This window comes from Mongoliibacter sp. (genome assembly GCF_007692705.1).
Lineage (GTDB): Bacteria > Bacteroidota > Bacteroidia > Cytophagales > Cyclobacteriaceae > Mongoliibacter.
Window position 1 is genome coordinate 1 of sequence record NZ_REBN01000159.1, and the last position, 25,280, is coordinate 25,280.

The following is a 25,280-nucleotide window of genomic DNA, read 5'->3' on the forward strand; positions in this document are numbered from 1 at the left end:
GCTGCTGAGCTTGAATACTAAATCCCAAGCAAAAGAATATGGAAAGGAGAACAAGAGTTTTCATACCTGAAAGTAATTCGAAAAACTAAAAATACAATAACAAAATACCACCGATGTTTAAGTTTAATGAAAATAAATTATCAGGTAATTGCTTTCAAAATAATACAGATAAACAATTCCCTGATTTAAGCTCCAAAATCGGAATGTTGATGAGCAACTCAAACCCAATCCATAAATCATAATTGAAAATTCATAATTGGGATAATTGAAATTACTGAAACCCTAAGACATTAACAACGTGTGTATTAGTAGGTATAATTCTTGTAATTCCTTCCTGCTATGAAAAGGCTTTTGTACTTTTTTACGTTTTTGATTGTTTTTAGCTCCTGTGACAGGTCGCTTACACAAACGCGGCATTATGTGGGCAGTTCCAAAGATATATTGAAATTGCATATTGGAGAAGCTCATATGGCTATTGACAATGGAGAGAAAGGGGAAATTTTGGTGTATTTTTTCAATCAAAGGAATTTGGTAATGGCTCCAAATGGAAATTCAGTCAATACACCACAGTTTTTGAAAAGTGATGGGAGCATGGTGAATGACATGGTTTCCTGGAATTATGTCATTTTTCTCGTTGATCCCGAAGATGTTGTTTACCACACCGCCAAGAAATTTTACAGGGTTTCCCCACAACAGTTAAAAAGAATGATGAAAGAACAGTATGGATAAAAAAAATATATGAGTGTATTCATGTAGTTCCCTTATTGATTTAAAGAATTATGATATACGAATGAAAAAATGCCTTCCGCTCCTAATCATTTTGGTCTTTTCCTTTGGTTGTAATAAAAACCTGGTGTAGACCAAACAATACTTAGGTTCTTCCAAAGAAGCCCTTATCTCTAACATAGGCCATCCACGCTTGATTATTCCTAATGGAGAAAAAGGTGAGTTTTTAGTTTATACTTTAAGTGAAGGCGGTAAAATCAAATTCTATGGTAAGGAAGATGATATCCATGGCAATGGAAATTTTAGTGGGACAAATGTAGCCTTTAGTAAGAAAAAATGGAACTATGTGGTTTTCCTGGTTGACTTAGACGACAGGGTATATCACAGCTCTAAAAAATTCTATCATGCCACTCCTTACAATCTAGAATACATGGTATTGGAAAAATATAGAGGCCATTGAAAATCATGTAGGTTCATAATCCTTTCCTTAATCAAACCGTCTGTTTAGTATGGGGTAATTAAATCAACAGTAAATGCAAAGGTTTTTTGTCATATCGTTTTTTTTGATTCTGTTCTCGTCTTGTGACAGAACCTTAACCCGAGCCAAACATTACGTAGGAACACCTAAAGATATTCTACAATTGCACCTAGGCGAAGCCCATATGATCATAGACAATGGTGAAAATGGCGAAATTTTGGTCTATTTTTTCAATCAGTTAGACTTGGAAATAGGGCACAATATCTATAGAGATCCACAATATGCAGCAAGTGATCAAATCTTGGTTCATAACCCGATTACCTGGAATTGTGTTGTTCTTCTGGTGGATATGGAAAATATAGTATACCATACTTCCAAGAAGTTTTACAGAGTATCCCCTTTTAAATTTAAAAAAATGCTTTTAGATGAATTTGGATAGTAAATCCATAGGTTGCCAAATTGGGCTAAAAAGTATGATCACTCCGTGTCCAGAAACAATTCCCACTAAAACTTTTTCATCCTTCCTCCCTTATCCTTCATCCTTCCCTAAACTCTATATTTCAACAATAACACAAGAGCCAAATCTACAATCTGAAATCTAAAATCTAAAGTAAAAACTCCCTATCCACCACCTCTGGAATATCCTCTGCATAATGACTCACATAGATCAATGCCACCGGAATAAGCTGACAGATCCGGTTAATCGTCTCTTTAAAAATCTTCCGCTGTATCATATCCATTCCCTGAGAGGCTTCATCCAGCACCAATAATTCAGGCTTTTTGATCATCGCACGGGCTAGTAGAATAAAGCGTTGATTTTCTAAAGAAACATTTTTCATAAGCTTGCCCGCCGTATCTTCTAAACCAAAGCAACCTAACCAGTCCAAAGCCAACTTTTCCTGTGCTGTTGAAGCTTTCCTGAACAAGCCCATAGTATCAAATAAGCCAGATAAAACTACTTTAATACATGTCTGATTAGGAGGGAAAAATCTGCTTAACTCAGGAGCCACAAAACCTATCTTCTTTTTAATGTCCCAAATGCTCTCTCCTGTTCCTCTCCTTCTGTCAAATAGGCATATCTCATTGGCATAAGCTTGGGGGTTTTCTCCAAGGATAAGGCTCAACAAAGTTGATTTACCAGCGCCATTGGGACCTTTCAGGCTCCATCTTTCCCCAGATTCTACATGCCAATTGATATTTTGGAGTATTTGCTTCTCCCCGTATTTGACGTTCACGTTTTTCAGCTGGATAATGGTATTTACATGGGAATCCGGATAGGGCAAAACCAAGTCTTTCAATGCTTGCATTTCAAATCCCCCAGCTCCATCAAGGTCAAAGTAAATCCGATCTTTCTCATCAGCATGAAAGGCTTTCAATACTTTCTTTTTACCAAGAAATGCAATATGCGTAATACATTCTGGGATTTCCTCTGGATTGGTACCCATTACAATATGAATACCCGAGGACACCACTTCCTTTAGGATTGCACCAAAGTCAGCCCTGGTCTGTACATCCAGTCCAGTCAAAGGTTGGTCCATCAACAGCAAAATAGGATTCTGCAGCAATGCTTGGGCGATGGCCAACCTCCTTGTTTCTCCATTGGACAATTTGATCAGGGATTTGTCTTTTAGTTTTTCCAATTGAAGCAATTGCATCACTTTTTGAAGAGTCCAATTCCCTGAATTGCGAACAGGAACTTCTAGTAGAAACTCTTCTACGGTAGCCGCTTCTTCCGACTCCATGGAATTGAAGCGCTGCTGGTAATAGAAATTCTGTAGGTTGGATTTATTTCTAAAAGTGTACTTCTGCGAAACTACCGCTATCAGGTCACGGAAGGAATTTACTTTCCCTTCATCTGACATCTGCTTTTGGTATGTTTTGGAAAATGGTCTTTCAATTGTCCCAGCAATGACCATGGCCCTACCGTATAAGGTTTCCAAAAACGCTGTCAGTTCCGCCCCAGATTGACTTATAATAGCCCAATGCTCACCTTGATCCCACTCAAAATCCATATTTTCAAACAACACCTTGTCCAAGTGTCTGACAGTGGCATTCTTAATAGAAATCAGGGTTGACAAAGAATTATTATTTTATTTAAACTTTATTTTTGGAATCAATTGTAATGGTTACAGGGCCATCGTTGATCAATGAAACCTTCATATCAGCACCAAATTCTCCTGTTTCTACCTCTATTCCGAGTTCTCCCTCCAGTGCATCCTTAAACTTTTCATACATAGGAATGGCAAAATCGGGTTTTGCCGCTTTGATATAAGATGGGCGATTACCCTTCTTGGTACTGGCATGAAGGGTAAATTGAGAGATCAGTAAAACCTCTCCTCCGGCGTCCAATAGGCTTTTATTCATCACACCATTTTCATCAGGGAATATACGTAGGTTCACAATTTTTTTGCTCAACCAATTTATATCTTCCTGAGTGTCGGCATCCTCAATCCCTAAAAGGACCATCAACCCATATCCTATCTCTCCGATGGTCTTTCCGCCTACCTTGACCGCAGACTCTAATACTCTTTGAATTACTACGATCATGATGCTAAAAGGCCTGCATGTCCTTGGATGGAATCACTTCTGCTTTGACAGACTTGACTTGATTGGCATGAAATATCATGGATTTGGCTACTTGGTGGTCATAAATAGGTCTGTACTTCTTTGCCAATTTCAACCAGACAAGCGGTTTGGTAACTATTTTAGCCACTTCTTCTCCAAATCTGAATTCATTTCTGTTCCCCAATAACAGGGATGGTTCAAAAAGTCCTAAGTATTCAAAAGGAACCACTTTGAGATCTTCCTCTACTTCTCCCTTCACTTGATTATAATATACTTTAGACTGAGGATCAGCCCCTAGAGCACTGACGTACATGAAAATTCTAGCTCCATTCTGATGCGCCCAAAGAGCAAAATTAATAACATAATCATGGTCAATCTCGTAGAATTTCTCCTTAGAACCTGCTGCTTTGATGGTGGTACCCAAGGTGCAAAATGCATGAATATTTACTGACTTATTTTTGATAGCCTGAATCAATGGGAAGTAAGCACCTCCCAAATCTTCTTCTTTGAGCTTTTCCTCCAAGTCCAACTTTCTGATCGTCTTAAAGTCAGCCTCTATTTGTACCAATTTACCATGTTTGAGGGCAAGTTTCCTCCTACCTACAGACACTATCATATCGTATTCAGGGTCTTGGATCAGCTGGTGAAGCAACTGCATCCCAACCAACCCTGAAGTACCTGCCAAAAAAGCTATTTTTTTCATCTGTATATATTTATTTTTCAAAGATCTCACCTTCATTTCCGGCCTCATTCCCCATATTCAAAATATCGATTTAGGATTGTGCCAATTTTAAAAAGGTTTTTATTTTAAAGTAATTTGGACTTTTCCCACTTTTTAAAGTCATCTACTTCGTCTTTGACTGTTCCAAAAACAGCCAATAAAACAGATAAATCATCTACGTAACCAATCACAGGAATAAAATCCGGTATAAGGTCAAGCGGTGTGACAAAATAAACCAAGCCCAGCACAATCAAGCCCAAAGTCCGGTTTGACACTTTGAATTCCTTACGTCGATGTGCGACAATCATTCTTTTGAAAACCAAAATCGGCTCAAGGGCTTCATTGATTTTGGGGTTATGGGACACTTGTTCAAGCCTGATTTTTACCTTTTCGATCAATTTTTTCAGCTTGCCATCCTCACCGGCAATTTCATTTGCCTTTTCCTGATAAAGCAGCTTCGCCTTGGAAAAAAAATCTATAGACATGTCTTTGAATGTACTCATATGCTCAATTTAGAAAAATATCCTGATTTCGTTCTTCACATTTCTTAATGCTTTTTGTATAGCATCAGATTTTTGGTCCAATGAAATTTGGAAAATCTTTTTAGCCAAATCCAAACCACGGGCCTCTTCCGGCATTTCCTGCATGGCCTGATTGATCATGGTGATGACACTTTCCACTCCTCTTCTGACACTTTCCCAAGTCTCATCAGAAAAATATACTTGTTGAGCGAGGTTATGATTAAACTCCTCCCTCACTTCTTGCAGTAAAACCTGATACAAATCCCTTGCTGAATATTCTGGGTTACTCACCCTCCTTACCAGGTTATTTGGGGTAATTCTTTCCAGAAGTAGGCATAACCGCTCTCCAGCTTGCAAGCGGATGGGTAATATGGTATTGGTACTTTGGGTTTTGATGTCCACCAACATTTTTTCCCTTTCTTTTTTTAGAAAACTCATGATAGTGATGTACATACCATAAATCACTAAACCCGCAGGTAATATAATTTTCAACAAATCTGCCAAGTACTCCATAGTCTGTTTTAGTTTGGGTCGAATATCCGAAATTAATGAATGCTTTAAAACTTTGGGAATTGATATTTAATTATCCTGATTTAGCTCCTAAATTTGAACTCAATAACGAATAATTGCATTTAGAATACATGTTGATCCCAATTATAATTACTGAAAAGGCTCAGGCAGAAATCAAAAACATTATAGCCAATAAAAACATCCCCTCTGATTATTCCTTACGTGTAGGTGTAAAGGGCGGTGGCTGTGGTGGTATGGCGTATATGTTAGGTTTTGATAAACCCAAAGAAGGAGACCAGCAATTTGAAGTTGCGGACATTCCCGTATTGATAGAAAAGAAACATTACATGTTTTTAATGGGCATGCAGGTAGATTTCTTTGAAGGAAATGAAGCAAGGGGTTTTACTTTTATCAATCCTGATGTCCCAAAAAGGCATGATGCAGAATAGTGCTAATCAGCACGTATTTTTAACGCCTCGATGGCTTCCTTTTCCTCGCCTTTTAGCCTCAACAATCGAATAATTCTATCTGGTGTTGGTTTCCCCAATGAAAAAAACACCAAGGCCACTGCAAATGAAATCGTGTATCCGGGATTCTCGTAAATCAGTAACCCTCCTGCACAAAGAAATACCACCACAAATAGGACCCAAAGCCTTCTCATGGTAGCTTGGGTATAGCGCATTACTTTGTCCTCCAAGTCCCTTCCTTCAGTCCTTGCCGATTTGATAGAAGATTGAAAATTGACGTAATGAATACCCAACATCACGATTACCAAAGTCAATAAAATAGTATCCAAAATCAATGGGAGATCGGGTGCTTGATAAGAAATCGTGCTACTGGTAGTATATAAATAAGACAGTGCAAAAAAAGGAAGCGGAATGGCCATCATGATGAGCGCATTCCGTTCCAATTTTTCGTATTTTTTTCTAATGAGATCCTTATCCAAAACTTTCTTATTCAATTATAATTTTAATATCCGAACTGGCTGGTTTGGAAGAACAGCAAAGTATATATCCTTCAGCAATTTCACTTTCGCTTAAGCCTGCATCCTCTATCATATCTACCTTACCTGTAATCAACCTACCTCGGCAAGCTGTACAAAGTCCACTTTGGCAACTGTAGGGCATATCTACATCTTCATCCAAACCTGCTTCAAGAATTGTTTTCCCTGCTGGAACTTCAAAGACGAATGTTTCTCCCTCCACCTCTACTGAGACCTCTCTGGTCAATTCAGGGGAAAGTTTTCCTTCAGCTTTAAGCTCTTTTTCTTTTGCCTCCAAATCATTGTAAAAACTCTCTTCAAAAACCCTGTCTTTAGGGATTCCAAGGTTTTTGAGAGTTTCAAGCGCTGTATCCATCAATCCTTCAGGACCGCAGACATAAAATTTATTGTTTTGCGATTTGATATCCACTGTGCTGTCTAGCACATCCTTGATTTTGGCTGCATTCAACCTACCTTTCAATCCTGTCCAGGTATCTTCAGGTTGACTGAGATTATGGATGACCATCAACCTACCTTCATATTTATTTTCAAGTTTTTCAAGTTCGTTTTTGAAAATGATCTGCTCTTCTGACCTACTACAATACAGCAAGGTAACTTTGGATTCTGGTTCATTAACCAATACAGACTTGGTAATTCCCATAATGGGCGTAATACCTGATCCACCTGCAATCATCACAAAATCCCTTTTGAACTTGGAATGGTAATCTGTTATGAAATTCCCCAAGGGTTTCATGATTTCAATGGTTTTTCCAGGATGAATCTTCTCATTGAGATAATTCGAAACGACACCTCCTTTTACCCTTTTGACGGTAATGCCTGGGTAAGCATCTACAAACGGAGAGGTGCACAGACTGTAAGAACGTCTTTCTTCCTTTCCGTTGATATCAAATATTACTGTAAGGTATTGCCCGGCTTTATAGTCGAGGTAAGGCTCTGGCTGCTCGAAAAATATAGTGACGGTATCCGGGGTTTCTTTCACCACCTCTCTCACTTTGAGAGACAAATACTGATCGCCTTTATTATTATCTTCTTTTTTCTTTTTGAATAAATTAAACATTCCCACTTTTCTTTACACGTTAATCCAATATGTCAGCTTCAAAATTAATGCACGGTTTTTAATTTGTAAGCTCTCCGGATGATAATTGTCTGTGTAAACAACAAATAAATCTGAAACTGGTTTAAATCTCCACTGAAAACGGGTATTGATATTGATATTTTCAATCTGAGAATTGTATTGCACAAAAGTACTCAGGAAAAGTTTGTCCGTAAAGGAGACGTCCATTTTTGGCCCAACCAACCAAAGCCTTGCGTCATTATAGGGGTTTGGCATGTCGATTTTATTGTACTCCGCAAAAAGGGAAATATTCCCATAGGGCTGAAACCTGTAATTGATATCGGTATTGACAAAGAGTCTTTCTCCATTGAAATATTCTCCGGCATACACCGTACTGGAATAATTAAATAGCTTACGCGCATCAGATCTGTAAGTCACTCCCATCCTGGTGTAGGAATAGTCCGTTCCTGCCTTCAAGCGTTCTCCCCCTGTTCGCGTGGGGTCAAAAGAGTTGAACAGGTACACATATTCGTTGAATAAACGTAACTGTAAAGTCGAAGTGTTTTTAAAATACAACCTATAAGCAAATGTCATTCTCTCATCTGTTTTCAGACCAAAATCCTTGTCTGTATACACATCGTAAGCCAGCTGAAACGTTTGCTGAAAAATCTTGCTGTTATTCGAAACAAGCCTATACATCATACTTGGCTCAAATCTCCAATACGCTGACCTCGGAACAAATCCAACTTCCGCATTATAGTTTTCACCCACGTATTCGTGGTTCCAGCGAAGGATCCATTTTTTAGTATTGTAACTTAAATGGCTGGCATGTGCTTTTGCATCTCCACTCACATCAGGACTAAAAGATTGATGGTAAAAAAACTTTCCATTCCATTTATTGTCTTCAGAGGCTAAATTGTAATCAATACCGAGTACCCTGTTGTAATTGGCTACATTCCTACCTGGTTCATCCACCATGCCGGTTGTTTGTCTATTGACAAAAACCCCAGCTATACTTGAGCGGCTGAAGACTTTCCTCTGGGCAGTAGCTACTGTGTAATTTTGTCCAGGATAACCAACCGCATCTTCTGTAGCCGTTTGCATATTGAGTAGGCCCACACGTGTATTATCGCCTACATTACCATTCAGCCGGGCCCCGTAAAGGATTCTATTATTGGAACTCCTTCCCATACTGTCGGTTGCAATCCCTATTCTTCTAGAGAAGAAGGGCCTGATACTTGAAAAACCAAAGTCTCCAAACAAGTCAGCATTTTCTAGGAAAAACTGTCTTCTTTCAGGGAAAAAGAGCTCGAAACGATTCAGGTTGGTTTGCTGCTGATCCACTTCCACTGTAGAAAAGTCAGGATTGAAGGTAAGGTCGAGATTCATAGATGGACTAAGGGCCACTTTAGCATCAAAACCTGCTGCAACGCCCGAATTGACTCCACCTTCCGCTTGGTAATCCTTAGAGCCATTTGTAGCCATATAAGGAATTACGGCAATATTAGATCCAGGCTTTTTCAGGGGCTTATCCCAGTTAAGGTATCCGGAGAAAGCAATACCCTGAATCCTTTGATTTAGTGGAACTGGCACCCATGAGGAGCGTTCGAAATTCTTTCGATCATTCCTTAAAAAATTCACCCTCCAATATTCCGAGCCCTCAGTAAACCTCAAGGTTTTGAAAGGAATAGCCATTTCGACTTCCCATCGGTCATCGTACCTCCTTACAGACGAGAACCATTTATTGTCCCATACATCAGACACCCTGTCTCCGTTAGAAATCAATCCCTCCATTTGTATATTGTAAGGACTGACAGAAAACATAAAGCCGTTATTACCATCATCATATGGTCCTAAAACTATAGCAAATGCATCATTTTCATAAAACCTAAAGTCCCTTTTTAAGGATGACACCACATAGTCTCCTCCTGTGGTCTGATACATAGTAGCTGCTACGTATAAAAAATCATCATCATACTTTAACCTGACCTCTGTTCGTTCGGTTGCCGGAAGTCCTTCATTTGGAATTTGCTGTACAAAACCAGAAATCATTTGGGAATCGTCCCACTCCCCCTCTTCCAAAATACCGTCTAGATTCACCGCCTTGACGGCATAACCAATCTCCAATCCAAATTCTTTGTCCTTGGCAGCATTTGCCTTTGATTCCTTATCCTTTCCATCTTTTGAAAGAACCGGTTGAGAAAGTAAAAAGGCAATAAAAACAAGTAGTTGGTAAATAGGCTTCATTGCCGCAATGATACATCTAAGTAAATGGTTTGACCAATCTAATTTTTCCTAAGGCAGAAATCCGTGCTTGATAATATTGATTTAAATTTAAACGGAAGGCAGGTTTTTCAAAGCTTAGGGCTAAATTGCAAACTCAAATCAAACCCAAGCTATAATGGACTTGACCCACCTGAGTGCTGTTTCTTCTATAGACGGCCGATACGGTTCCAAAACCACTTCTTTAAGAAAATATTTTTCAGAATTTGCCCTGATCAAATATAGGGTTCATGTAGAAATAGAATACTTTATTGCCCTTTGTGAACTCCCTCTTCCTCAACTCAAAGACCTGGATAAAAATCTTTTCCCGGCACTAAGAAAAATTACATCAGATTTCAGCATAGCTGATGCAGAAGTGATCAAGGATACTGAAAAAATCACCAATCATGATGTTAAAGCTGTTGAGTATTTTATCAAAGAAAAGTTTGATGTATTGGGATTGGAAGCCTATAAGGAATTTATACATTTCGGTCTTACTTCCCAAGATATCAACAATACTGCGACGCCACTGATGTTGAAAGAAGGGTTGACTGATGTAATTCTACCGGAATTGAATGCTATCATCAATAAGCTTGATGAGAATGCAAAAGAATGGAATGACATCCCCATGCTTGCCAAGACACATGGCCAGCCTGCTTCCCCAACCAAACTTGGCAAAGAAATAAAGGTATTTGTAAATCGATTGGAAAAGCAATTGGGACTACTGCAACAAGTTCCCTACTCTGCTAAATTCGGTGGTGCTACCGGAAATATGAATGCCCATCACGTCGCTTATCCAGAAACGGATTGGAATACTTTTGCCAACAACTTTGTATCTAATTACCTGGGACTGGAAAGAAGCTATCCTACCACCCAAATTGAGCATTATGACAACCTTGCTGCTTGCTTTGATGGATTAAAAAGAATCAACACAATTCTCTTGGATCTTTCCAAAGACATATGGCAATATGTAGCTATGAATTATTTTAAGCAAAAAATAAAAGCCGGTGAAGTCGGTTCCTCGGCCATGCCGCACAAGGTCAATCCCATTGACTTTGAAAACGCTGAAGGAAATTTGGGAATTGCCAATGCTTTATTAGAGCACCTTGCTGCAAAACTTCCCATCAGTAGGCTTCAAAGAGACCTTACTGATAGCACAGTATTGCGTATTATTGGCGTCCCTCTTGCCCACATGCTAATAAGTTTTGAGTCCTTAAAAAAAGGACTTGGTAAACTTGAACTGAACAAGGCCGCCATAGAAGCTGATTTGGAAGAAAACTGGGCTGTTGTGGCCGAAGCAATTCAGACTATTTTGAGAAGGGAAGGCTACCCTAAACCGTATGAAGCGCTGAAAGAACTCACAAGAACCAACACTAAAATCACGGAGACCTCCATCAGAGAATTTATAGAAACCCTCCAGGTAAGTGAAAGTATAAAGGCTGAATTAAGACAAATCAGTCCTTTCAATTATACAGGAATTTATTGATCTTTTTTTTTCATCCACTCGGGGCCTTGAGGCTTTGGGTGGATGTTTTTTCAGCTTTACAGTCTTCGTAGATAAAAGCAGTTGGTGTATCTATTTGTAGTATTGCCTCTAAGCAAGAAGACCTAGGTATACTTGAACCTAAATTGCCAACTTTTTCTAAGCCTAAACCAGAGATTTAAAAATTAATTATTTTGTTATTTTAAATTGATATTTTTAGTGAAGTCATAACACTTACCAAATCCCGAATTTCAGTGAAATCAACCCAGAACCTATTCAGCCACTTGAACAGTGACCTTCCAGCCGGACTTGTGGTCTTCCTTGTGGCTTTACCCCTTTGTCTTGGCATTGCTTTGGCATCAGGGGCTCCTTTATTTTCCGGAATCATCGCTGGAGTGATAGGTGGTATAGTAGTGGGGAGCCTCTCCGGTTCTAACACATCGGTTTCAGGACCTGCTGCAGGATTGACGGTTATTGTACTCAATGCCATTCAGGATTTGGGGTCTTTTGAAGTATTTCTTACTGCCGTTTTTCTTGCTGGAATATTCCAAATTATCTTGGGTATCCTCAAAGCAGGTATTATTGGATATTACTTCCCCACATCTGTCATAAAAGGTATGCTGGCGGGAATTGGAATTATCCTGATCATCAAACAAATTCCTTATGCTTTTGGAGTAAACGAAGCCAAAGGTATAGCAGAGTACATTCCCTTTATCAACGACTGGGAGGCTGTTCTGGATTTGGGTAATCTTGCCGGTGATATTGATATTGGGGCCATTATTATCACTGCAGTTTCCCTAACCATTCTGATTATCTGGGACCTTCCAAGATTCAAAAGAGGCTTTGTTGGAAAACTTGTACCAGGTCCTTTGGTAGTAGTATTGTTTGGTGTAGGTCTCAATAAGCTTTTTAAGTTATATATACCAGTATTGTATTTAGACAATGAAGACAAGGTAATTCTACCAATATTGAGCAGCTTTAGAGATATTACCAATCTATTTACATTTCCTGACTTTTCTCAGACGTTAAATTCAGAAGTTTGGCTTGTAGCCATTACCATCGCGATAATCGCAAGTTTGGAAACCTTACTCAGTTTAGAAGCCGCAGATAAGATTGACAGTTTCAAAAGAATATCTCCTCCAAACAAAGAATTATTTGCCCAAGGAGTTGGAAATATTATCAATGGCTTAGTCGGTGGACTTCCCGTGACAGCAGTAATAGTCCGAAGCTCTGCAAATGTGACCTCCGGAGCACGTACAAAAATGTCAGCTATTTTCCATGGAATATTACTTTTTGCCTCAGTCATGTTCATTCCTGGACTTCTGAATCTTATCCCATTAGCTTGCCTTGCGGCGATACTCTTACAGGTGGGTTATAAGCTGACCAAAGTTTCTCTTTTCAAAACCCAAGCTAAACTCGGTTGGGATCAGTTCTTGCCATTCACAGTGACCATTATTGGCATTGTCGTTTTTGACTTACTTATCGGAATTGGTTTAGGTATGGGAGTAGCCATCATGATTATACTCCTGAGGAATTATCAAAACTCCCATATTTTGGAAGAAAACACGACCACTAAGGGCAATACTATCAAAATCAGACTCTCAGAAGAAGTCAGCTTTCTGAATAAAGGTGCACTGATCAAAACTTTGGACGAGATTCCTGAAGGCAGACATGTGATCATTGACGGCAGCAATTCCAAGGTTATTGATTATGATGTTTTGGAAGTAATAGAGAATTTTAAAATTACTGCAGTAAACAAAAATATTGAGGTAGAAACGATCAATATCAGGTCTATCAAAATCTCCAGCTTACACTAAGGGCAGGAAATTCTCCGCCATCATACATCTTACTGAACCTCCTCCGAGCTTTTCAATAGTTGGAATGCTTGCACTGATAACTTCAGTATATCGTTTGATCGTATTAAGCTGTACATCGCCTAAAGACTCACATGCAGCCTTAGACATTACAGTGATTTTTTCTCCTGACTTTGACTTTACTTCCAACATATTACCAGCAAAGTTAAATTTCTGCTTTTCTGTGATCGGTATCATTTTCTTACCGGTCTTCTCAAGGTATTCCTGCACCCTTAATTTCTCAGTCGCCACCCGAATACTATCCAAGCAGACAACTGCCAATTCAGAACCAATATGCATCATGACATTGGTGTGATAAATAGAGGATACTATACCATCTATCGTTTGAGCAGCCCCAAAAACAACCCCTTCATAGCCCATCAGTCTACAAAAATACTCCAATGGAATCTCATGTGTTCTGACTGACTTGCATGCATAAGCAACTTTCTTAACCCTATCCAAAACCAGGCTGCCTGTTCCCTCTAAATATTGATTATCTTTTTCAAAAAAAGTCAAATCCACAATTTCATCAACCCTGAATCCTTTCTTCATCAGCATTTCCACAATATCCATCCGCCTCTCCAACCTCCTATTAGGGGAAAACATAGGATAAAGGACAACTTTGCCGGATTCATGCGTACTAAACCAGTTATTTGGAAAAATTGAGTCTGTTTTTTTGGGTTCAACAGTATCCTCTACTACTATTACTTCAACCCCATTTTTCTCCAAGAGAATTACAAAATCATCAAATTCTTTTTGCGCAGCCCTATTCAATTCCCGGTCTGTCCTTGCGTCTCTTTTCTGGTAAAAATTACTTTCAGCTGTTTCAATATTAAAACCAAAATTGGCCGGTCTGACCATGAGTATACTTGAAGTTGTCTGTAGGGGCATAAGTTTCTGTTGAATCCTCAAATTAGTTATTTTTTGTAATACCGATACAATACCGGATCAATTCCAGATCTTTTTTCACTCAGCGTGAAATAACTTTTCCCATTTGGAGCAAAAGCAATTGCTTCACCTTGGGGTTCTGGTTTGTAAGGAAGGATAACAGGGTTTCTTGCCAGGGCTTCTGGAATACTTTCTGAAGGATCTCTTTCCCAGTAAAATACAACAAGGTAATTTTTGATCAGGATTTGGGTTCCATCCATAGAGATATCACCTGCCACTGACATGGTAAGGTCTATTGTCATTACCTTTTCAAGTGTTACTATATCATTTTTTAAAAAAGCGTCCTGGGTTGTTTTGTACAGGGTATTGGCGCTATCCCTTTTGGATAGGATAAATATATCTTTTGAAAGTGGATCTATCATCAGGGTTTCAGCATCTCTTGGACCATCCGGATAGACTAAAGTCAAAGTCTCAGGCGTTACTTTTACTGATTTTTCAATAGTCTTGGGCTCTGGAAACCGATGGATTTTGATCTCAGGATATTCAGCTCTGTTGTCTCCAATTTCACCCACATAAATGTAGGATGTGTTATCTAAAGGACCAGGTCCCACCGCAATATCTTCCCAATCCCTATTCTTCACTCCCTCAAGAATAATTTTACCACGGTCTTTACCCAATGTATCTAAGAGAAACACAAAAGGGTCTCCCCCACTATCGTTATGTGTGTAAAGAATGCCTTGGTGCATCTGGGAAAATGCCAAACCACTTGCTTCATCAATTGCTTTATTTTTCAATTTCCCAATAGTTTTGGGACCTGAGAATAAAGAATCCTGATACATGGGTATCAAAGGAAGATATTTTACCTGAGGTACTTTTTGAGATATCAAAAAGGGCAGGGATACAAAAATCAATAAAACCTTAAAAAGGTAATAGTTCATGCTGTTCATGTCTGTGTTCTACGCAAAGACTAAGCCCAATACTAAATTGGTTGGTTAAGGATTGTTAAACAAACCTTTCAAATTTGAAAGATTTCTAACAAAATGAAGATCGAAAACTGATCAAGAATAGGATTTCCTTAAAGGCCTAAAAATTTCAAGATTATGATGATAAATCCGCATCCTGAAACTTAAAATAATTGAATACCCAATGCATACGATACTCACATCTTCGTGGAGACACACTTTTAACAATTAATTCTCTAAAACGAAACTTCCAAATAAAAAAATGAAAACCATCAAACCTTCTTCTTGAAAAAAGTAATTACTTCAAAGTTAAACTTATTACAGGCTAATATGTGTTATATTGTATGAAACTAGTAGTTATGCTTATTTAACCTGTGAGTTTAAATTTATCTTTGCAGAATATTAAACTGAATTGTATCATTGTATCAATCAAAAGTAGGTACTATGAGTTACTAATCCTGACTTAAGCATACGTTACATACCCCTTTATTATACTTAAAATAAATATATGAATATCCTAAGAAGTTGGAGAGAACAAAAAATCATGTTAAAAAGAAGATTCCCTATTTTGGTTGACCAAGATTTTGATTTTCAAGAGGGCTCCCGTGACACTATGCTGGATCGCCTTTCTGCAAAACTTGTAAAAACACGACCTGAACTTGAAGCCATCTTTGCTGAGCTTCAACTATTTTGATTTAAATCCAACCTTACTCAAACCACCATTTTTTGAGGTGCATTATACTGGTGAAACCATTAATCAAAATTAACCTTAGATAGTATTTAGGCATGTCCAGAAAACTAAAATTTATTGAGAATGAAAAATCTCAATTTCTTCAAGCAGTTAGAAAAAATACGAACAGCTATTTTGAAGAAAATAATATTTCCAAAAAAGCCAATTGGAAAATGGTATTGAAGACCATTGTTCTTCTAGCGCTTTTTGTTGGGTTTTATGTGCTTTTGGTTTTTGGTCATTTCCCTCTTATCGTACACTTTTTCTTGGCTGCCGCATTGGGAATCACCATGACACTTATTGGTTTCAATATCTGCCATGATGCCTTACATGGCTCTTACTCGGATAAAAAATGGGTCAATTCAAGTTTAGGTTGGTTTTTTAACCTGATCGGAGCAAATGTTTATATCTGGAAAATTACACACAACCAAATACATCATACTTTCACCAACGTCATAGGACATGATGCGGATTTGGAAGTAGCTCCCGGCCTCATTAGGATTAACAGTACTGAAGAATGGAAACCAATACACCGTTACCAGCATATTTATTCTTTTATGCTTTACTCCTTATCTTCTCTTTCTTGGTTTTTCAGGAAAGATTATAAGAAGTTTTTTGACAAATCATTACGAGAAAAAGACCATACTCCCCCTACATCGGAATACGTTAAACTCTTTGCATATAAGGCGCTTTACTACACCTTGTTCCTGGTGTTTCCACTGGTGTTTATGCCGTTTGCTTGGTGGACTGTTTTACTTATCTTGATGGTAATGCACTTTGCAGAAGGAATGGTTATGGGTAATGTTTTTCAACTGGCGCACCTGGTGCTGGAAACTGATATGCCTGAACCCAACTCAGACAAAAGTATTTCAGATGCTTGGGCAGTACATCAGATGAAAACCACTGCAAATTTTGCAAGAACAAATCCATTAGTGACTTCTGCATTTGGTGGCTTAAATTTCCAAATAGAACACCACCTTTTTCCAAATATCTGCCATATCCATTATCCTGCGATCTCTGAAATTGTCAAAAAAACGGCTGAAGAATTTGACCTTCCTTATCATGAGAATGAATCCTTTTTCTCTGCGGTGAATTCTCACTACAACTTCTTAAAAAAAATGGGGACAGTTCAGGAACTTCAAAGCGCATAGGGTATCCTTTGATTATTGACAGTCATCAGGGGTGAAAAGGAAGAAGACATGCTTCAAATTTCGGAATTATTGCCAATTTTGAATTATACATCCTTTGCTTAAAGAGTATTTCAGGTTTCACACAAATGCCAGCGATGAAGTATTGGACTGGGTGCAAACCTTGACCAATATGGCCCAGAAAAAGATTTCAAGCCAAATTATGGGGTATTTGTAGGCTGGGCTTTTCAGTAAAACACTCTAAATGAAAGTCTTTTAATTTACTGAAAAGTGCGTAAATCAAACCACCTTCATAGCACTATAATCAAAAGTCAGCGCTATAAAAACCTACCATCAACGCATCAATAATCTTGGCTACTTCATTGGGATTCATCTTTTGAATCAGATAGGAATGATTACTTCTTTCTCCATTTTCCCACGTATTACTACCATCTGGCATCACCACGCACCTACCCTCTTCATTCAAACCCCAGTAATCTTCTGAGTTGGAGACAGCATAAAGTATGGATGCCTGATCCCAACTCTGCCTTCCTTGAAAATTATTGTATAGCTGATATGCTCTCCACACAGGGCTATCCTTTGGCAATGACTTTTTGAGATAATCTGCTCCAGTTATTATCTCATTTCCAATTTCCCATCCTGCAAACACTACCCTTACCGGCCAATTTTCAACTACTATTTTGGTGGATTCTGGATCGGGCCGATAGAAATTAGCCTCCTTACCTTCTGGAAACATCCCTCCCATGCAAGACCAAAATTTGACTTTTTTCTTGACCAAATCAATACCTGAAAGGTCTGAATATTCATCCGCTTTGGACTCTATCAAGTTTCTCAAATTTGTCAAATGCCCGATGGTAATAATGATGACACTTGAATCAGATTGAGTAGAAAGCAGTCTGCGATAAAGAGAAGTCGCATCCTCAGCATCATCAGAAGATGTCAAAGTGTGATTAAACTCTTCACTGATTTCCTTGGTGTATTTTGAAAAGGACGTTAAAGTGACTCCTTTCTCCACGCCAATCGGAATATTCCCTCTTTTAAAATAATGATTGATAGCATCTGTACATTGTGCAGCATACTGGTCATCACTCGTAACAATTACCCCTAAAATATCCACTACTTCATAATCTGCCAAAGTATGTAGCATCGCCAATGCACCCACATCATCCACATCAGAATCAATATCTGTATCCAGTATTACCTTGTAACTTTGGGCATTTGATATAATAGAAAATACACAAAAGTAAAGAAGGGCTATAAATCGTATCCTCATAATCATATTCGAATGGTTTGAATCAAGTGAATCCCTAAACAAGCATTTTTCATTTCACATTTATATTTTCTTTAATTTTTTTATCTGAAGTACGAAAAGCCCACAAAAAAACGGTCAGCTTGCGCTGACCGTCTCAATCAATCTGGTGTTAAACAACTCATCCGGCTTTTTCCTTCTTGTCAACCTTAATGGTCAACTCCTCCCCTTCTCCGGAATAATCTGCAATAATAACGTCTCCATCTGATAATTCTCCTTTGAGAATTTCCTCCGCAAGAGCATCTTCCAGATATTTCTGGATGGCCCTATTTAAAGGTCTGGCTCCATATTGCTGATCATATCCTTTCTCTGCAAGGAAATCTTTCGCTTTCTCGGTCAATTCTATGGAATAACCCAAATCGGTTATTCTTTTAAAGAGCTTTCCTAAGCTGATATCAATAATTTTATGAATGTGATCTTTATCAAGTGAATTGAAAACTACCACGTCGTCCAGCCTATTAAGGAATTCTGGACTAAACGCCTTTTTCAAGGCACTTTGAATTGTAGATTTCATAACTTCATCCATACTTTGAGACTTGGCTTTTGAAGCAAATCCAATTCCTGCTCCAAAATCTTTCAAATCTCTGACACCTATATTGGAAGTCATAATAATGATGGTGTTTCTAAAATCTACTCTTCTGCCCAAGCCATCGGTAAGTATACCGTCATCCAACACCTGTAAAAGGATATTGAAAACATCTGGATGAGCTTTTTCGATTTCGTCAAGCAATACTACTGAATATGGCTTTCTCCTGACCTTTTCGGTCAATTGACCACCTTCTTCATATCCAACGTATCCTGGAGGTGCTCCTACCAATCTGGAAACACTAAATTTCTCCATGTACTCAGACATATCAATTCTTATCAAGGAGTCTTCTTTATCGAAAAGATAGGTTGCCAATATTTTAGCCAACTCAGTTTTACCAACACCAGTTGGACCTAGAAAGATAAAGGAGCCGATTGGTTTCTTAGGATCCTTCAATCCTACCCTCGTTCTCTGAATAGCTTTAGTCAATTTCTTGATAGCTTGCTCCTGTCCAATCACCTTACCTTGAAGTTCATCAGCCATACTCAACAGCTTAGTTCCTTCATTCTGGGCAATTCTTTTGGCAGGAATACCAGTCATCATTGCAATAACTTCCGCCACATTTTCTTCCTCAACAGTATAGCGCTTGGTTTTGCTTTCTTCTTCCCAACGGGTTTTGGCATTTTCAAGCTGCTCTAGAAGTTTTTTCTCCTTGTCTCGAAGTTGGGCAGCTTCTTCATATTTCTGGCTTTTCACTACCCTGTTTTTCTCCACCTTGATATCCTCTACTTCTTGCTCAAGTTTGAGAATTTCCTCAGGTACATGGATATTATTAATATGGACCCTAGCTCCGGCCTCATCCAAGATATCTATAGCTTTGTCAGGCAAGAACCTGTCAGAAATGTACCTATCCGATAATTTCACACAAGCATCTATTGCCTCGTCGGTATAAATTACATTGTGATGATCTTCGTATTTGTCTTTGATATTGTTGAGAATTTGAATGGTTTCTTCTGGAGTGGTAGCGTCTACCATTACCATTTGGAACCTACGTGCCAAAGCACCATCCTTTTCAATGTACTGTCTGTACTCATCTAAAGTCGTTGCTCCAATACATTGTATTTCACCCCTTGCAAGGGCTGGCTTGAACATGTTGGACGCATCCAATGAACCACTGGCGCCACCTGCACCTACTATTGTGTGCAATTCATCTATAAACAGGATGACATTAGGTGATTTTTCCAATTCGTTCATAACCGCCTTCATCCTTTCTTCGAATTGACCTCTGTACTTAGTACCGGCCACCAAAGAAGCAAGATCTAAAGTTACAACACGTTTATTGAAAAGCACTCTTGAAACCTTCTTCTGAACGATACGCAACGCGAGCCCCTCAGCTATTGCCGTTTTACCCACGCCAGGTTCACCGATAAGGATTGGATTATTCTTCTTTCTTCTCGATAGAATCTGCGCTACACGCTCAATTTCTTTTTCTCTACCAATGATAGGATCAAGTTTGTCGTCCTCGGCCATTTTGGTCAAGTCTCTCCCGAAATTGTCCAAAACCGGGGTTCTGGATTTTTCTCCAGAACCTTTGGACGAACTACCTGATGAACTGCCCGATGAAGAGCCGAACAATTTTGATCCATCTTCGTCCGGATCGTCAGCTTCTGCTTTTGATCTTGGACCTGCATCTGTTTGAAATTCCAGCATCTCTTTTACCGAGTCGTAATTAGTGTCAAATTTATGTAATATCTGCGTTGCTATATTATCCTCATCCCTGAGAATGGATAACAGCAAATGTTCTGTACCTATCAACTGGCTTTTAAAAATTTTAGCCTCTAAATAAGTGATTTTCAATACTTTTTCAGATTGTCTTGTCAATGGAATATTGGCAAGATTTTTCACATTATGGTTTGCGGTACCTTTGACAGCCCTCTCAATTGAATTTCTAAGCTCGTCTAATGGAACTCCCATTTTTTTGAGTATGGAAACAGCCACTCCTTCTCCCTCACGAATCATGCCCAGCAAGAGGTGCTCCGTACCTATGTAATCGTGCCCTAATCGCAAAGCTTCTTCGCGGCTAAGAGAGATCACCTCTTTGACTCTGTTTGAAAATTTTGCCTCCATTTATATCCTTTCTGATTTGATTTGAAATCTTTACTAATGTTACCTAATTTGTTTTAAAAACACAATCCAATCCGCTATTGTTCATTCAATTTTTTTTGATGCGGTAATTATGGCTTCAGCCTCCGGACCTGCACAAAACAAAAGGTCTATTATGCTTAAGTTAGGGACAAAGTCTACGCCAAACAACTGACTGTATGGTCTAGCCTCATAGATATCCCTTTCGGTAAAATGTTCTTTAGACTTGATTACCCCTCTCAGATCGCTCAAACCTGACTTTTCACCGAACTCACTTAAATATTTTACCTCTGTATCCCACCTCAACAATTTCAGACAAACTGTCAGTAGTTGCTGGTTCATATCTATCAAAAACGGCAGTTTCTTCAAATACACTTGTTCAAGGTAAGGGTAATAAAATTCAAAGAAAGGGGCTTTTCCGTAAGCGGACTGCATACCACGCAGATGTACGTTCAACCACTTTTGTTCATAATCTATACGAATATCGCGGTATGGTTGGTTTTTATTCCCTCCATATACAGGAACGGATAGCTTTTCAGTTTTATTGGCCAAAAGTATAGAAGTTCTGTTTCTAAGGCTTTGCTTTTGGTATCGTTCCAAATCATCAAGACAAATTATTCCATTCCCCTGAACAGCAGCAAAATACTCTATTGATGGCAGATAAAAAAGCTCGGTAATAATCCCCATTATGTGAAATTTATGAGACAAATATCAGAATAAATCATCAATCGGGCCAAGGCCTTCTCTGACTATTTCTATCTGCTGTCCTGTACAATCCAAAACAGTTGAAGCCACGTTATTTCCATAACCTCCATCGATAACGACATCAACTAAGTCCCTGTATTTTTCATAAATCAATTCCGGGTCAGTGCTATACTCTACAACTTCATCTTCATCATGAATAGATGTGGTCAAAATAGGGTATCCCAATTCCTTTACCAAAAGTCTTGGGATAGGATGATCAGGCACCCTGATACCCACTGTTTTTTTATTGCTGTTAAGGATTTTAGGAACCGAGTTGTTGGCTTCCAAAATAAAGGTATATGGTCCTGGAAGAGCTTTTTTCATAACCTTGAATACCGGCGTGCTTAAAGCCCTGGTATACTCAGATATGTTGCTTAGGTCATAGCATATAAAGGAAAAATTATGTTTTTTAGGCTTGATACCTTTGATCTGTGAGATGCGTTCTATGGCCCTTTGATTGTGGATATTACAACCCATCCCGTAGACCGTATCTGTAGGATAAATGATTACGCCACCATCTCTCAGGATATTGACTATGGTTTCTATTTTCTTAATCTCGGGATTTTCCGGATACAGTTTAATAAATTCAGCAGGCATATTTCAATAGGTTAAAAATGATTAAAGCTTATTAAAGGTAATTATAAATTTTAAGAAGCATTATGGTTTTAGTCCTTTCATTCTTTCACTAATTCAACCAAGCTGATTTTGAAATAGTTTTATAAACTCATTCAATATAGGAATATCTGCTGCTGCCCAATCCAATGCCCTGAGTTCATCCAAGTTAAACCAATCAGCTTTTTTATGCTCTTTTAGAGAAATTTTCCCACTTGAAAAATAACAAACATAGGGGATGAGTTCAATTTGTTTTTTCCCTGGATATTGATGAATGTTTTTACTCAAGCTTTGATGGATTTTTATGTCTATATCAAGTTCCTCTTTAATTTCCCTTCTAAGGCACTCCTCCTCTGACTCAGCCCCTTCCAGCTTGCCTCCTGGAAATTCCCAAGTCAATGGCAGGTGCATATATTCACTCCTTTGGGCGGCTAAGACCCTCTTATTTTTGATGATTATCGCACAAATAACCTGTATAGGTTTTTCCATAGATTGTAAAGTTAATTAGCCCCTTGAACAAAAATCTCTATTTTTGCCGTTATTCCAGTACTTAAGCTAAAATTATGTTGGGAGACAAAAAAACAAAATTCCTTCTGGTCTTCATTATCACTTTCTCGGTGCTATTGTCATCACTTTCTTTTTATTTTTATCAGGCTTTTTTCAGCCCGAATGCCCTTGTGGATAAAGAAGAAGGACGAATGATACGGATTCCAAGCAATGCTACCTTCCAAATGGTAGTGGATATACTTGATAAAACTGATGTCATCAATGATGTGCTCACCTTTAGTTTTGTATCCAAGGTAATGAAGTATCAGGAAAATGTGAAGCCGGGGTTATATACGATTCCAGCCAAAACCAATAACCTCAACCTGGTTAAATTACTTCGGTCTGGAAGGCAAACTCCAGTAATGGTGACCTTTAATAATGTAAGGGTAAAAGAAGACCTCGCCGAGAAGATCACCAGGAATTTAGAAATCAACGAGCAGCAATTCCTCGATCTTCTTACCGATTCTGTCAATATCAGGAAATTTGGATTTGAGGAAGAGACCATCATGGCCATGTTCATTCCCAATTCTTATGAAGTGTGGTGGAATACTTCTGCCGAAAAACTTTTTGATAGAATGTACAATGAATACAATAAATTTTGGACAGAGGAAAGGAAGAACAAAGCAAGTCAATTGGGTCTGAGCCCAAATGAAGTCTCCACACTGGCTTCTATTGTACAGGCAGAAACCCAAAAAGCAGATGAAAGACCAAAAGTTGCAGGTGTATATCTCAATAGACTCAAAATCAATATGCCTCTTCAAGCAGATCCTACCTTGGTTTTTGCTGTAGGGGATTTCAATATCAAAAGGGTACTCAATGTACATAAAGAGATAGAAAGCCCTTATAATACTTATAAATATGCCGGACTTCCTCCAGGTCCCATCAACCTTCCGGAAATCACTGCCCTGGAAGCAGTGTTGAACTACGAAGATCATGCATACTTATATTTCTGTGCCAAGGAGGACTTTTCTGGCTATCATGCATTTGCGACCAACCTAACTGAGCACCTAAGTAACGCCAGAAGATATCAGGCCGCACTCAATCGTTCAAAAATTTACTGATATGTTCCAAGCTGAAACACAAGTGCGCGTCAGGTACGCTGAAACAGATCAAATGGCCTATGTTTATTACGGGAATTATGCAATGTATTTTGAAGTGGCCAGGGTAGAAGCCTTGCGGGCAGCTGGCTTTTCTTACAAGCAAATGGAAGAGGATGGCGTCATCATGCCTGTCCTGGAATTACATACACAATTCATCAAACCAGGAAAATATGACGAGCTTTTGACAATCAAAACAAGTATTCCTGAATTGCCCGGTATCCGCATTAGATTCGAGTATGAAGTACTCAATGAAGCACATGAAATACTGACCAAAGGATGGACGACCCTCACTTTTCTGAAAAAAGAAAACCATAGACCCTGCAGACCTCCCCAATATTTGTTAGATTTATTACGACCATATTTTGATTAATAGATTTTTCAGTGAAAAAATGGCTACGCTTATTCTCAATCAAACTTACCAGAAAGGCTAAGCTTTTAAGGAATATCCACTTTGGAAATCCTGACCAAAACCTCTATGATGTGGGTAGGATTTTTTTGGAACAAGTAAAAAAGGATGAGATCAATGAAAGAGCTGGCGCCATGGCGTTTAGTTTTACCGTTGCCATGTTTCCCTTATTGCTGTTCTTATTGAATATCATTCCCTATATAGGACTCTTTTTCAAAAATGTAACGACTAAAAATATCCTGCTTTTTATCAATGAATTTATTCCTGAAAGCATCTATCAGGAGGCAGAAGCCACAATAATGGATATTGTAAGTAAACCAAGACAGAGCTTGTTATCCATTGGTTTTTTTCTAGCCTTGTTTTTGGCTACCAATGGTGTGGTTTCCATGATGAATGCTTTTAATGCAGTTTATAGGACAAAAGAGAATAGGAGTTTTTGGAAAACCAGGGTTCTCGCTGTTTCGATTATAGTGGTTTTGGTATTGACGATTTGTGGAGCTGTTGTCATCATGATCCTTGGTGGCAGTGTATTGTATCAGATTTCGGAATGGGAAATTGTATCCAGTAGCCTATACTATTATATGTTGACAGGATTTAGATTTTTGGTTTTATTATCTGTCTTTACCATTGCCACAGCATATATTTTCAGGTTTGCACCTGCTGTCCATGACAAATGGAGGTTCTTTTCGGTAGGTTCTGTCACCGCAGGCTTTTTGATCAATTTCAGCTTTTACCTTTTTTCTTTTTACCTTAATAATTTCGCTACTTACAACAAACTGTATGGCTCCATTGGAGCAATGATTGCCGTGATGCTTTGGCTTTTTATCACCTCCCTGATTATATTAGTGTGTTTTGAAATTAATGTCAGCTTGGATAAAGCAGCCGACAGAAGGTGGTTTTCCAAAACACTCAAAAGAAAAACAACATGATTTAAATCATCATTTTAGGTTATTGTCATCAGGTAAACCGTCTGATATCAGAGTTAATTTTG

General features: G+C 38.5%; 26 protein-coding genes. 11 read left to right on the plus strand and 15 right to left on the minus strand.

Annotated features, from left to right (window positions below; translation table 11 throughout):
• The first annotated feature begins 420 nt into the window (after positions 1-420).
• From EA341_RS10075 to EA341_RS10085, 3 genes are all read left to right on the plus strand, one after another.
• A complete protein-coding gene (locus tag EA341_RS10075; protein ID WP_293013679.1) occupies positions 421-729 on the plus strand; it encodes a hypothetical protein in 309 nt (102 codons plus the stop codon).
• A gap of 190 nt (positions 730-919) precedes the next feature.
• The gene (locus EA341_RS10080; protein ID WP_293013682.1) at positions 920-1,186 is read left to right on the plus strand and encodes a hypothetical protein; all 267 of its coding nucleotides are present in this window, start codon (positions 920-922) and stop codon (positions 1,184-1,186) included.
• A gap of 73 nt (positions 1,187-1,259) precedes the next feature.
• A complete protein-coding gene (locus EA341_RS10085) occupies positions 1,260-1,643 on the plus strand; it encodes a hypothetical protein (RefSeq protein ID WP_293013685.1) in 384 nt (127 codons plus the stop codon).
• Positions 1,644-1,809: 166 nt separating this feature from the next.
• Here the strand turns inward: EA341_RS10085 and EA341_RS10090 are convergent, their stop codons facing one another.
• From EA341_RS10090 to EA341_RS10110, 5 genes are all read right to left on the minus strand, one after another.
• Positions 1,810-3,282, minus strand: coding sequence for an ATP-binding cassette domain-containing protein (locus EA341_RS10090; RefSeq protein ID WP_293013687.1), 1,473 nt, complete (start codon positions 3,280-3,282; stop codon positions 1,810-1,812).
• Between the two features lie 16 nt (positions 3,283-3,298).
• A complete protein-coding gene (dtd, locus tag EA341_RS10095) occupies positions 3,299-3,751 on the minus strand; it encodes a D-aminoacyl-tRNA deacylase (RefSeq protein ID WP_293013690.1) in 453 nt (150 codons plus the stop codon).
• Between the two features lie 4 nt (positions 3,752-3,755).
• Positions 3,756-4,472 carry an oxidoreductase gene (locus EA341_RS10100; RefSeq protein WP_293013692.1) on the minus strand — a complete coding sequence of 239 codons (717 nt, stop codon included), beginning with the start codon at positions 4,470-4,472 and terminating at the stop codon, positions 3,756-3,758.
• A 104-nt stretch (positions 4,473-4,576) separates the two neighbouring features.
• The gene (locus EA341_RS10105; RefSeq protein ID WP_293013693.1) at positions 4,577-4,993 is read right to left on the minus strand and encodes a YkvA family protein; all 417 of its coding nucleotides are present in this window, start codon (positions 4,991-4,993) and stop codon (positions 4,577-4,579) included.
• 9 nt (positions 4,994-5,002) lie between these two features.
• Positions 5,003-5,524, minus strand: coding sequence for a hypothetical protein (locus EA341_RS10110; protein WP_293013695.1), 522 nt, complete (start codon positions 5,522-5,524; stop codon positions 5,003-5,005).
• A gap of 128 nt (positions 5,525-5,652) precedes the next feature.
• Here EA341_RS10110 and EA341_RS10115 point away from each other — a divergent pair, with 128 nt between their 5' ends.
• Positions 5,653-5,970, plus strand: coding sequence for an iron-sulfur cluster assembly accessory protein (locus tag EA341_RS10115; protein ID WP_293013774.1), 318 nt, complete (start codon positions 5,653-5,655; stop codon positions 5,968-5,970).
• A gap of 2 nt (positions 5,971-5,972) precedes the next feature.
• Here EA341_RS10115 and EA341_RS10120 read toward each other — a convergent pair whose 3' ends face one another.
• Genes EA341_RS10120 through EA341_RS10130 form a run of 3 tightly spaced genes read right to left on the minus strand, consistent with a single transcriptional unit; the run spans position 5,973 to position 9,825 of the window.
• Positions 5,973-6,482, minus strand: a complete 510-nt coding sequence (locus EA341_RS10120; RefSeq protein ID WP_293013700.1) for a hypothetical protein — start codon at positions 6,480-6,482, stop codon at positions 5,973-5,975.
• The gene (locus EA341_RS10125) at positions 6,475-7,581 is read right to left on the minus strand and encodes a ferredoxin--NADP reductase (RefSeq protein WP_293013703.1); all 1,107 of its coding nucleotides are present in this window, start codon (positions 7,579-7,581) and stop codon (positions 6,475-6,477) included. Before EA341_RS10125 ends, EA341_RS10120 begins: the two co-directional genes overlap by 8 nt.
• 12 nt (positions 7,582-7,593) lie before the next feature.
• Complete coding sequence (locus EA341_RS10130) at positions 7,594-9,825, minus strand: DUF5916 domain-containing protein (protein WP_293013705.1); 2,232 nt, start codon at positions 9,823-9,825, stop codon at positions 7,594-7,596.
• A gap of 154 nt (positions 9,826-9,979) precedes the next feature.
• Between EA341_RS10130 and purB the strand changes: the two genes are divergently transcribed.
• Together purB and EA341_RS10140 are read left to right on the plus strand one after the other, a co-directional pair.
• Positions 9,980-11,326: an adenylosuccinate lyase gene (purB, locus tag EA341_RS10135; protein WP_293013707.1), complete on the plus strand. Its 1,347-nt coding sequence runs from the start codon at positions 9,980-9,982 to the stop codon at positions 11,324-11,326.
• Positions 11,327-11,577: 251 nt separating this feature from the next.
• A complete protein-coding gene (locus EA341_RS10140; protein ID WP_293013709.1) occupies positions 11,578-13,140 on the plus strand; it encodes a SulP family inorganic anion transporter in 1,563 nt (520 codons plus the stop codon).
• Here EA341_RS10140 and ctlX read toward each other — a convergent pair.
• Together ctlX and EA341_RS10150 are read right to left on the minus strand one after the other, a co-directional pair.
• Positions 13,132-14,067, minus strand: coding sequence for a citrulline utilization hydrolase CtlX (gene ctlX, locus EA341_RS10145; RefSeq protein WP_293013711.1), 936 nt, complete (start codon positions 14,065-14,067; stop codon positions 13,132-13,134). The two genes, EA341_RS10140 and ctlX, sit on opposite strands and share 9 nt — an antisense overlap.
• A 26-nt stretch (positions 14,068-14,093) precedes the next feature.
• Complete coding sequence (locus tag EA341_RS10150) at positions 14,094-15,002, minus strand: hypothetical protein (protein WP_293013713.1); 909 nt, start codon at positions 15,000-15,002, stop codon at positions 14,094-14,096.
• A 532-nt stretch (positions 15,003-15,534) separates the two neighbouring features.
• On the opposite strand from EA341_RS10150, the gene EA341_RS10155 reads away from it, so the two are divergent.
• Entirely contained in the window at positions 15,535-15,720 is a 186-nt protein-coding gene (locus EA341_RS10155; RefSeq protein ID WP_293013714.1) for a hypothetical protein, read from the plus strand.
• 92 nt (positions 15,721-15,812) lie between these two features.
• The gene (locus EA341_RS10160; protein WP_293013715.1) at positions 15,813-16,907 is read left to right on the plus strand and encodes an acyl-CoA desaturase; all 1,095 of its coding nucleotides are present in this window, start codon (positions 15,813-15,815) and stop codon (positions 16,905-16,907) included.
• Between the two features lie 301 nt (positions 16,908-17,208).
• Here the strand turns inward: EA341_RS10160 and EA341_RS10165 are convergent, their stop codons facing one another.
• The 5 genes from EA341_RS10165 to EA341_RS10185 form a co-directional block, all read right to left on the minus strand.
• Entirely contained in the window at positions 17,209-18,183 is a 975-nt protein-coding gene (locus EA341_RS10165) for a nucleoside hydrolase (RefSeq protein ID WP_293013717.1), read from the minus strand.
• Positions 18,184-18,334: 151 nt separating this feature from the next.
• Positions 18,335-20,866: an ATP-dependent Clp protease ATP-binding subunit gene (locus tag EA341_RS10170; protein ID WP_293013721.1), complete on the minus strand. Its 2,532-nt coding sequence runs from the start codon at positions 20,864-20,866 to the stop codon at positions 18,335-18,337.
• An 81-nt stretch (positions 20,867-20,947) separates the two neighbouring features.
• A complete protein-coding gene (locus EA341_RS10175) occupies positions 20,948-21,568 on the minus strand; it encodes a WbqC family protein (protein ID WP_293013724.1) in 621 nt (206 codons plus the stop codon).
• A gap of 24 nt (positions 21,569-21,592) precedes the next feature.
• The gene (locus EA341_RS10180) at positions 21,593-22,222 is read right to left on the minus strand and encodes an L-threonylcarbamoyladenylate synthase (protein WP_293013726.1); all 630 of its coding nucleotides are present in this window, start codon (positions 22,220-22,222) and stop codon (positions 21,593-21,595) included.
• 93 nt (positions 22,223-22,315) lie between these two features.
• Entirely contained in the window at positions 22,316-22,726 is a 411-nt protein-coding gene (locus EA341_RS10185; protein WP_293013728.1) for a (deoxy)nucleoside triphosphate pyrophosphohydrolase, read from the minus strand.
• Between the two features lie 74 nt (positions 22,727-22,800).
• Here EA341_RS10185 and mltG point away from each other — a divergent pair, with 74 nt between their 5' ends.
• From mltG to EA341_RS10200, 3 genes are read left to right on the plus strand one after another with little or no spacing between them, the layout of a single operon-like run.
• The gene (mltG, locus tag EA341_RS10190) at positions 22,801-23,844 is read left to right on the plus strand and encodes an endolytic transglycosylase MltG (RefSeq protein WP_293013730.1); all 1,044 of its coding nucleotides are present in this window, start codon (positions 22,801-22,803) and stop codon (positions 23,842-23,844) included.
• A 1-nt stretch (position 23,845) separates the two neighbouring features.
• The gene (locus EA341_RS10195) at positions 23,846-24,253 is read left to right on the plus strand and encodes a thioesterase family protein (protein WP_293013732.1); all 408 of its coding nucleotides are present in this window, start codon (positions 23,846-23,848) and stop codon (positions 24,251-24,253) included.
• Between the two features lie 11 nt (positions 24,254-24,264).
• Positions 24,265-25,218, plus strand: coding sequence for a YihY/virulence factor BrkB family protein (locus EA341_RS10200; protein WP_293013735.1), 954 nt, complete (start codon positions 24,265-24,267; stop codon positions 25,216-25,218).
• Positions 25,219-25,280: the final 62 nt, after the last annotated feature.

Bases quoted from the DNA above. Each gene is read 5' to 3' on its own strand.
- EA341_RS10085 (WP_293013685.1), top strand. From the start codon at position 1,260: ATGCAAAGGTTTTTTGTCATATCGTTTTTTTTGATTCTGTTCTCGTCT.
- dtd (WP_293013690.1), bottom strand. From the start codon at position 3,751: ATGATCGTAGTAATTCAAAGAGTATTAGAGTCTGCGGTCAAGGTAGGC.
- EA341_RS10100 (WP_293013692.1), bottom strand. From the start codon at position 4,472: ATGAAAAAAATAGCTTTTTTGGCAGGTACTTCAGGGTTGGTTGGGATG.
- EA341_RS10105 (WP_293013693.1), bottom strand. From the start codon at position 4,993: ATGAGTACATTCAAAGACATGTCTATAGATTTTTTTTCCAAGGCGAAG.
- EA341_RS10110 (WP_293013695.1), bottom strand. From the start codon at position 5,524: ATGGAGTACTTGGCAGATTTGTTGAAAATTATATTACCTGCGGGTTTA.
- EA341_RS10115 (WP_293013774.1), top strand. From the start codon at position 5,653: ATGTTGATCCCAATTATAATTACTGAAAAGGCTCAGGCAGAAATCAAA.
- EA341_RS10125 (WP_293013703.1), bottom strand. From the start codon at position 7,581: ATGTTTAATTTATTCAAAAAGAAAAAAGAAGATAATAATAAAGGCGAT.
- EA341_RS10130 (WP_293013705.1), bottom strand. From the start codon at position 9,825: ATGAAGCCTATTTACCAACTACTTGTTTTTATTGCCTTTTTACTTTCT.
- purB (WP_293013707.1), top strand. From the start codon at position 9,980: ATGGACTTGACCCACCTGAGTGCTGTTTCTTCTATAGACGGCCGATAC.
- ctlX (WP_293013711.1), bottom strand. From the start codon at position 14,067: ATGCCCCTACAGACAACTTCAAGTATACTCATGGTCAGACCGGCCAAT.
- EA341_RS10150 (WP_293013713.1), bottom strand. From the start codon at position 15,002: ATGAACTATTACCTTTTTAAGGTTTTATTGATTTTTGTATCCCTGCCC.
- EA341_RS10155 (WP_293013714.1), top strand. From the start codon at position 15,535: ATGAATATCCTAAGAAGTTGGAGAGAACAAAAAATCATGTTAAAAAGA.
- EA341_RS10160 (WP_293013715.1), top strand. From the start codon at position 15,813: ATGTCCAGAAAACTAAAATTTATTGAGAATGAAAAATCTCAATTTCTT.
- EA341_RS10165 (WP_293013717.1), bottom strand. From the start codon at position 18,183: ATGATTATGAGGATACGATTTATAGCCCTTCTTTACTTTTGTGTATTT.
- EA341_RS10170 (WP_293013721.1), bottom strand. From the start codon at position 20,866: ATGGAGGCAAAATTTTCAAACAGAGTCAAAGAGGTGATCTCTCTTAGC.
- EA341_RS10175 (WP_293013724.1), bottom strand. From the start codon at position 21,568: ATGGGGATTATTACCGAGCTTTTTTATCTGCCATCAATAGAGTATTTT.
- EA341_RS10180 (WP_293013726.1), bottom strand. From the start codon at position 22,222: ATGCCTGCTGAATTTATTAAACTGTATCCGGAAAATCCCGAGATTAAG.
- EA341_RS10185 (WP_293013728.1), bottom strand. From the start codon at position 22,726: ATGGAAAAACCTATACAGGTTATTTGTGCGATAATCATCAAAAATAAG.
- mltG (WP_293013730.1), top strand. From the start codon at position 22,801: ATGTTGGGAGACAAAAAAACAAAATTCCTTCTGGTCTTCATTATCACT.
- EA341_RS10195 (WP_293013732.1), top strand. From the start codon at position 23,846: ATGTTCCAAGCTGAAACACAAGTGCGCGTCAGGTACGCTGAAACAGAT.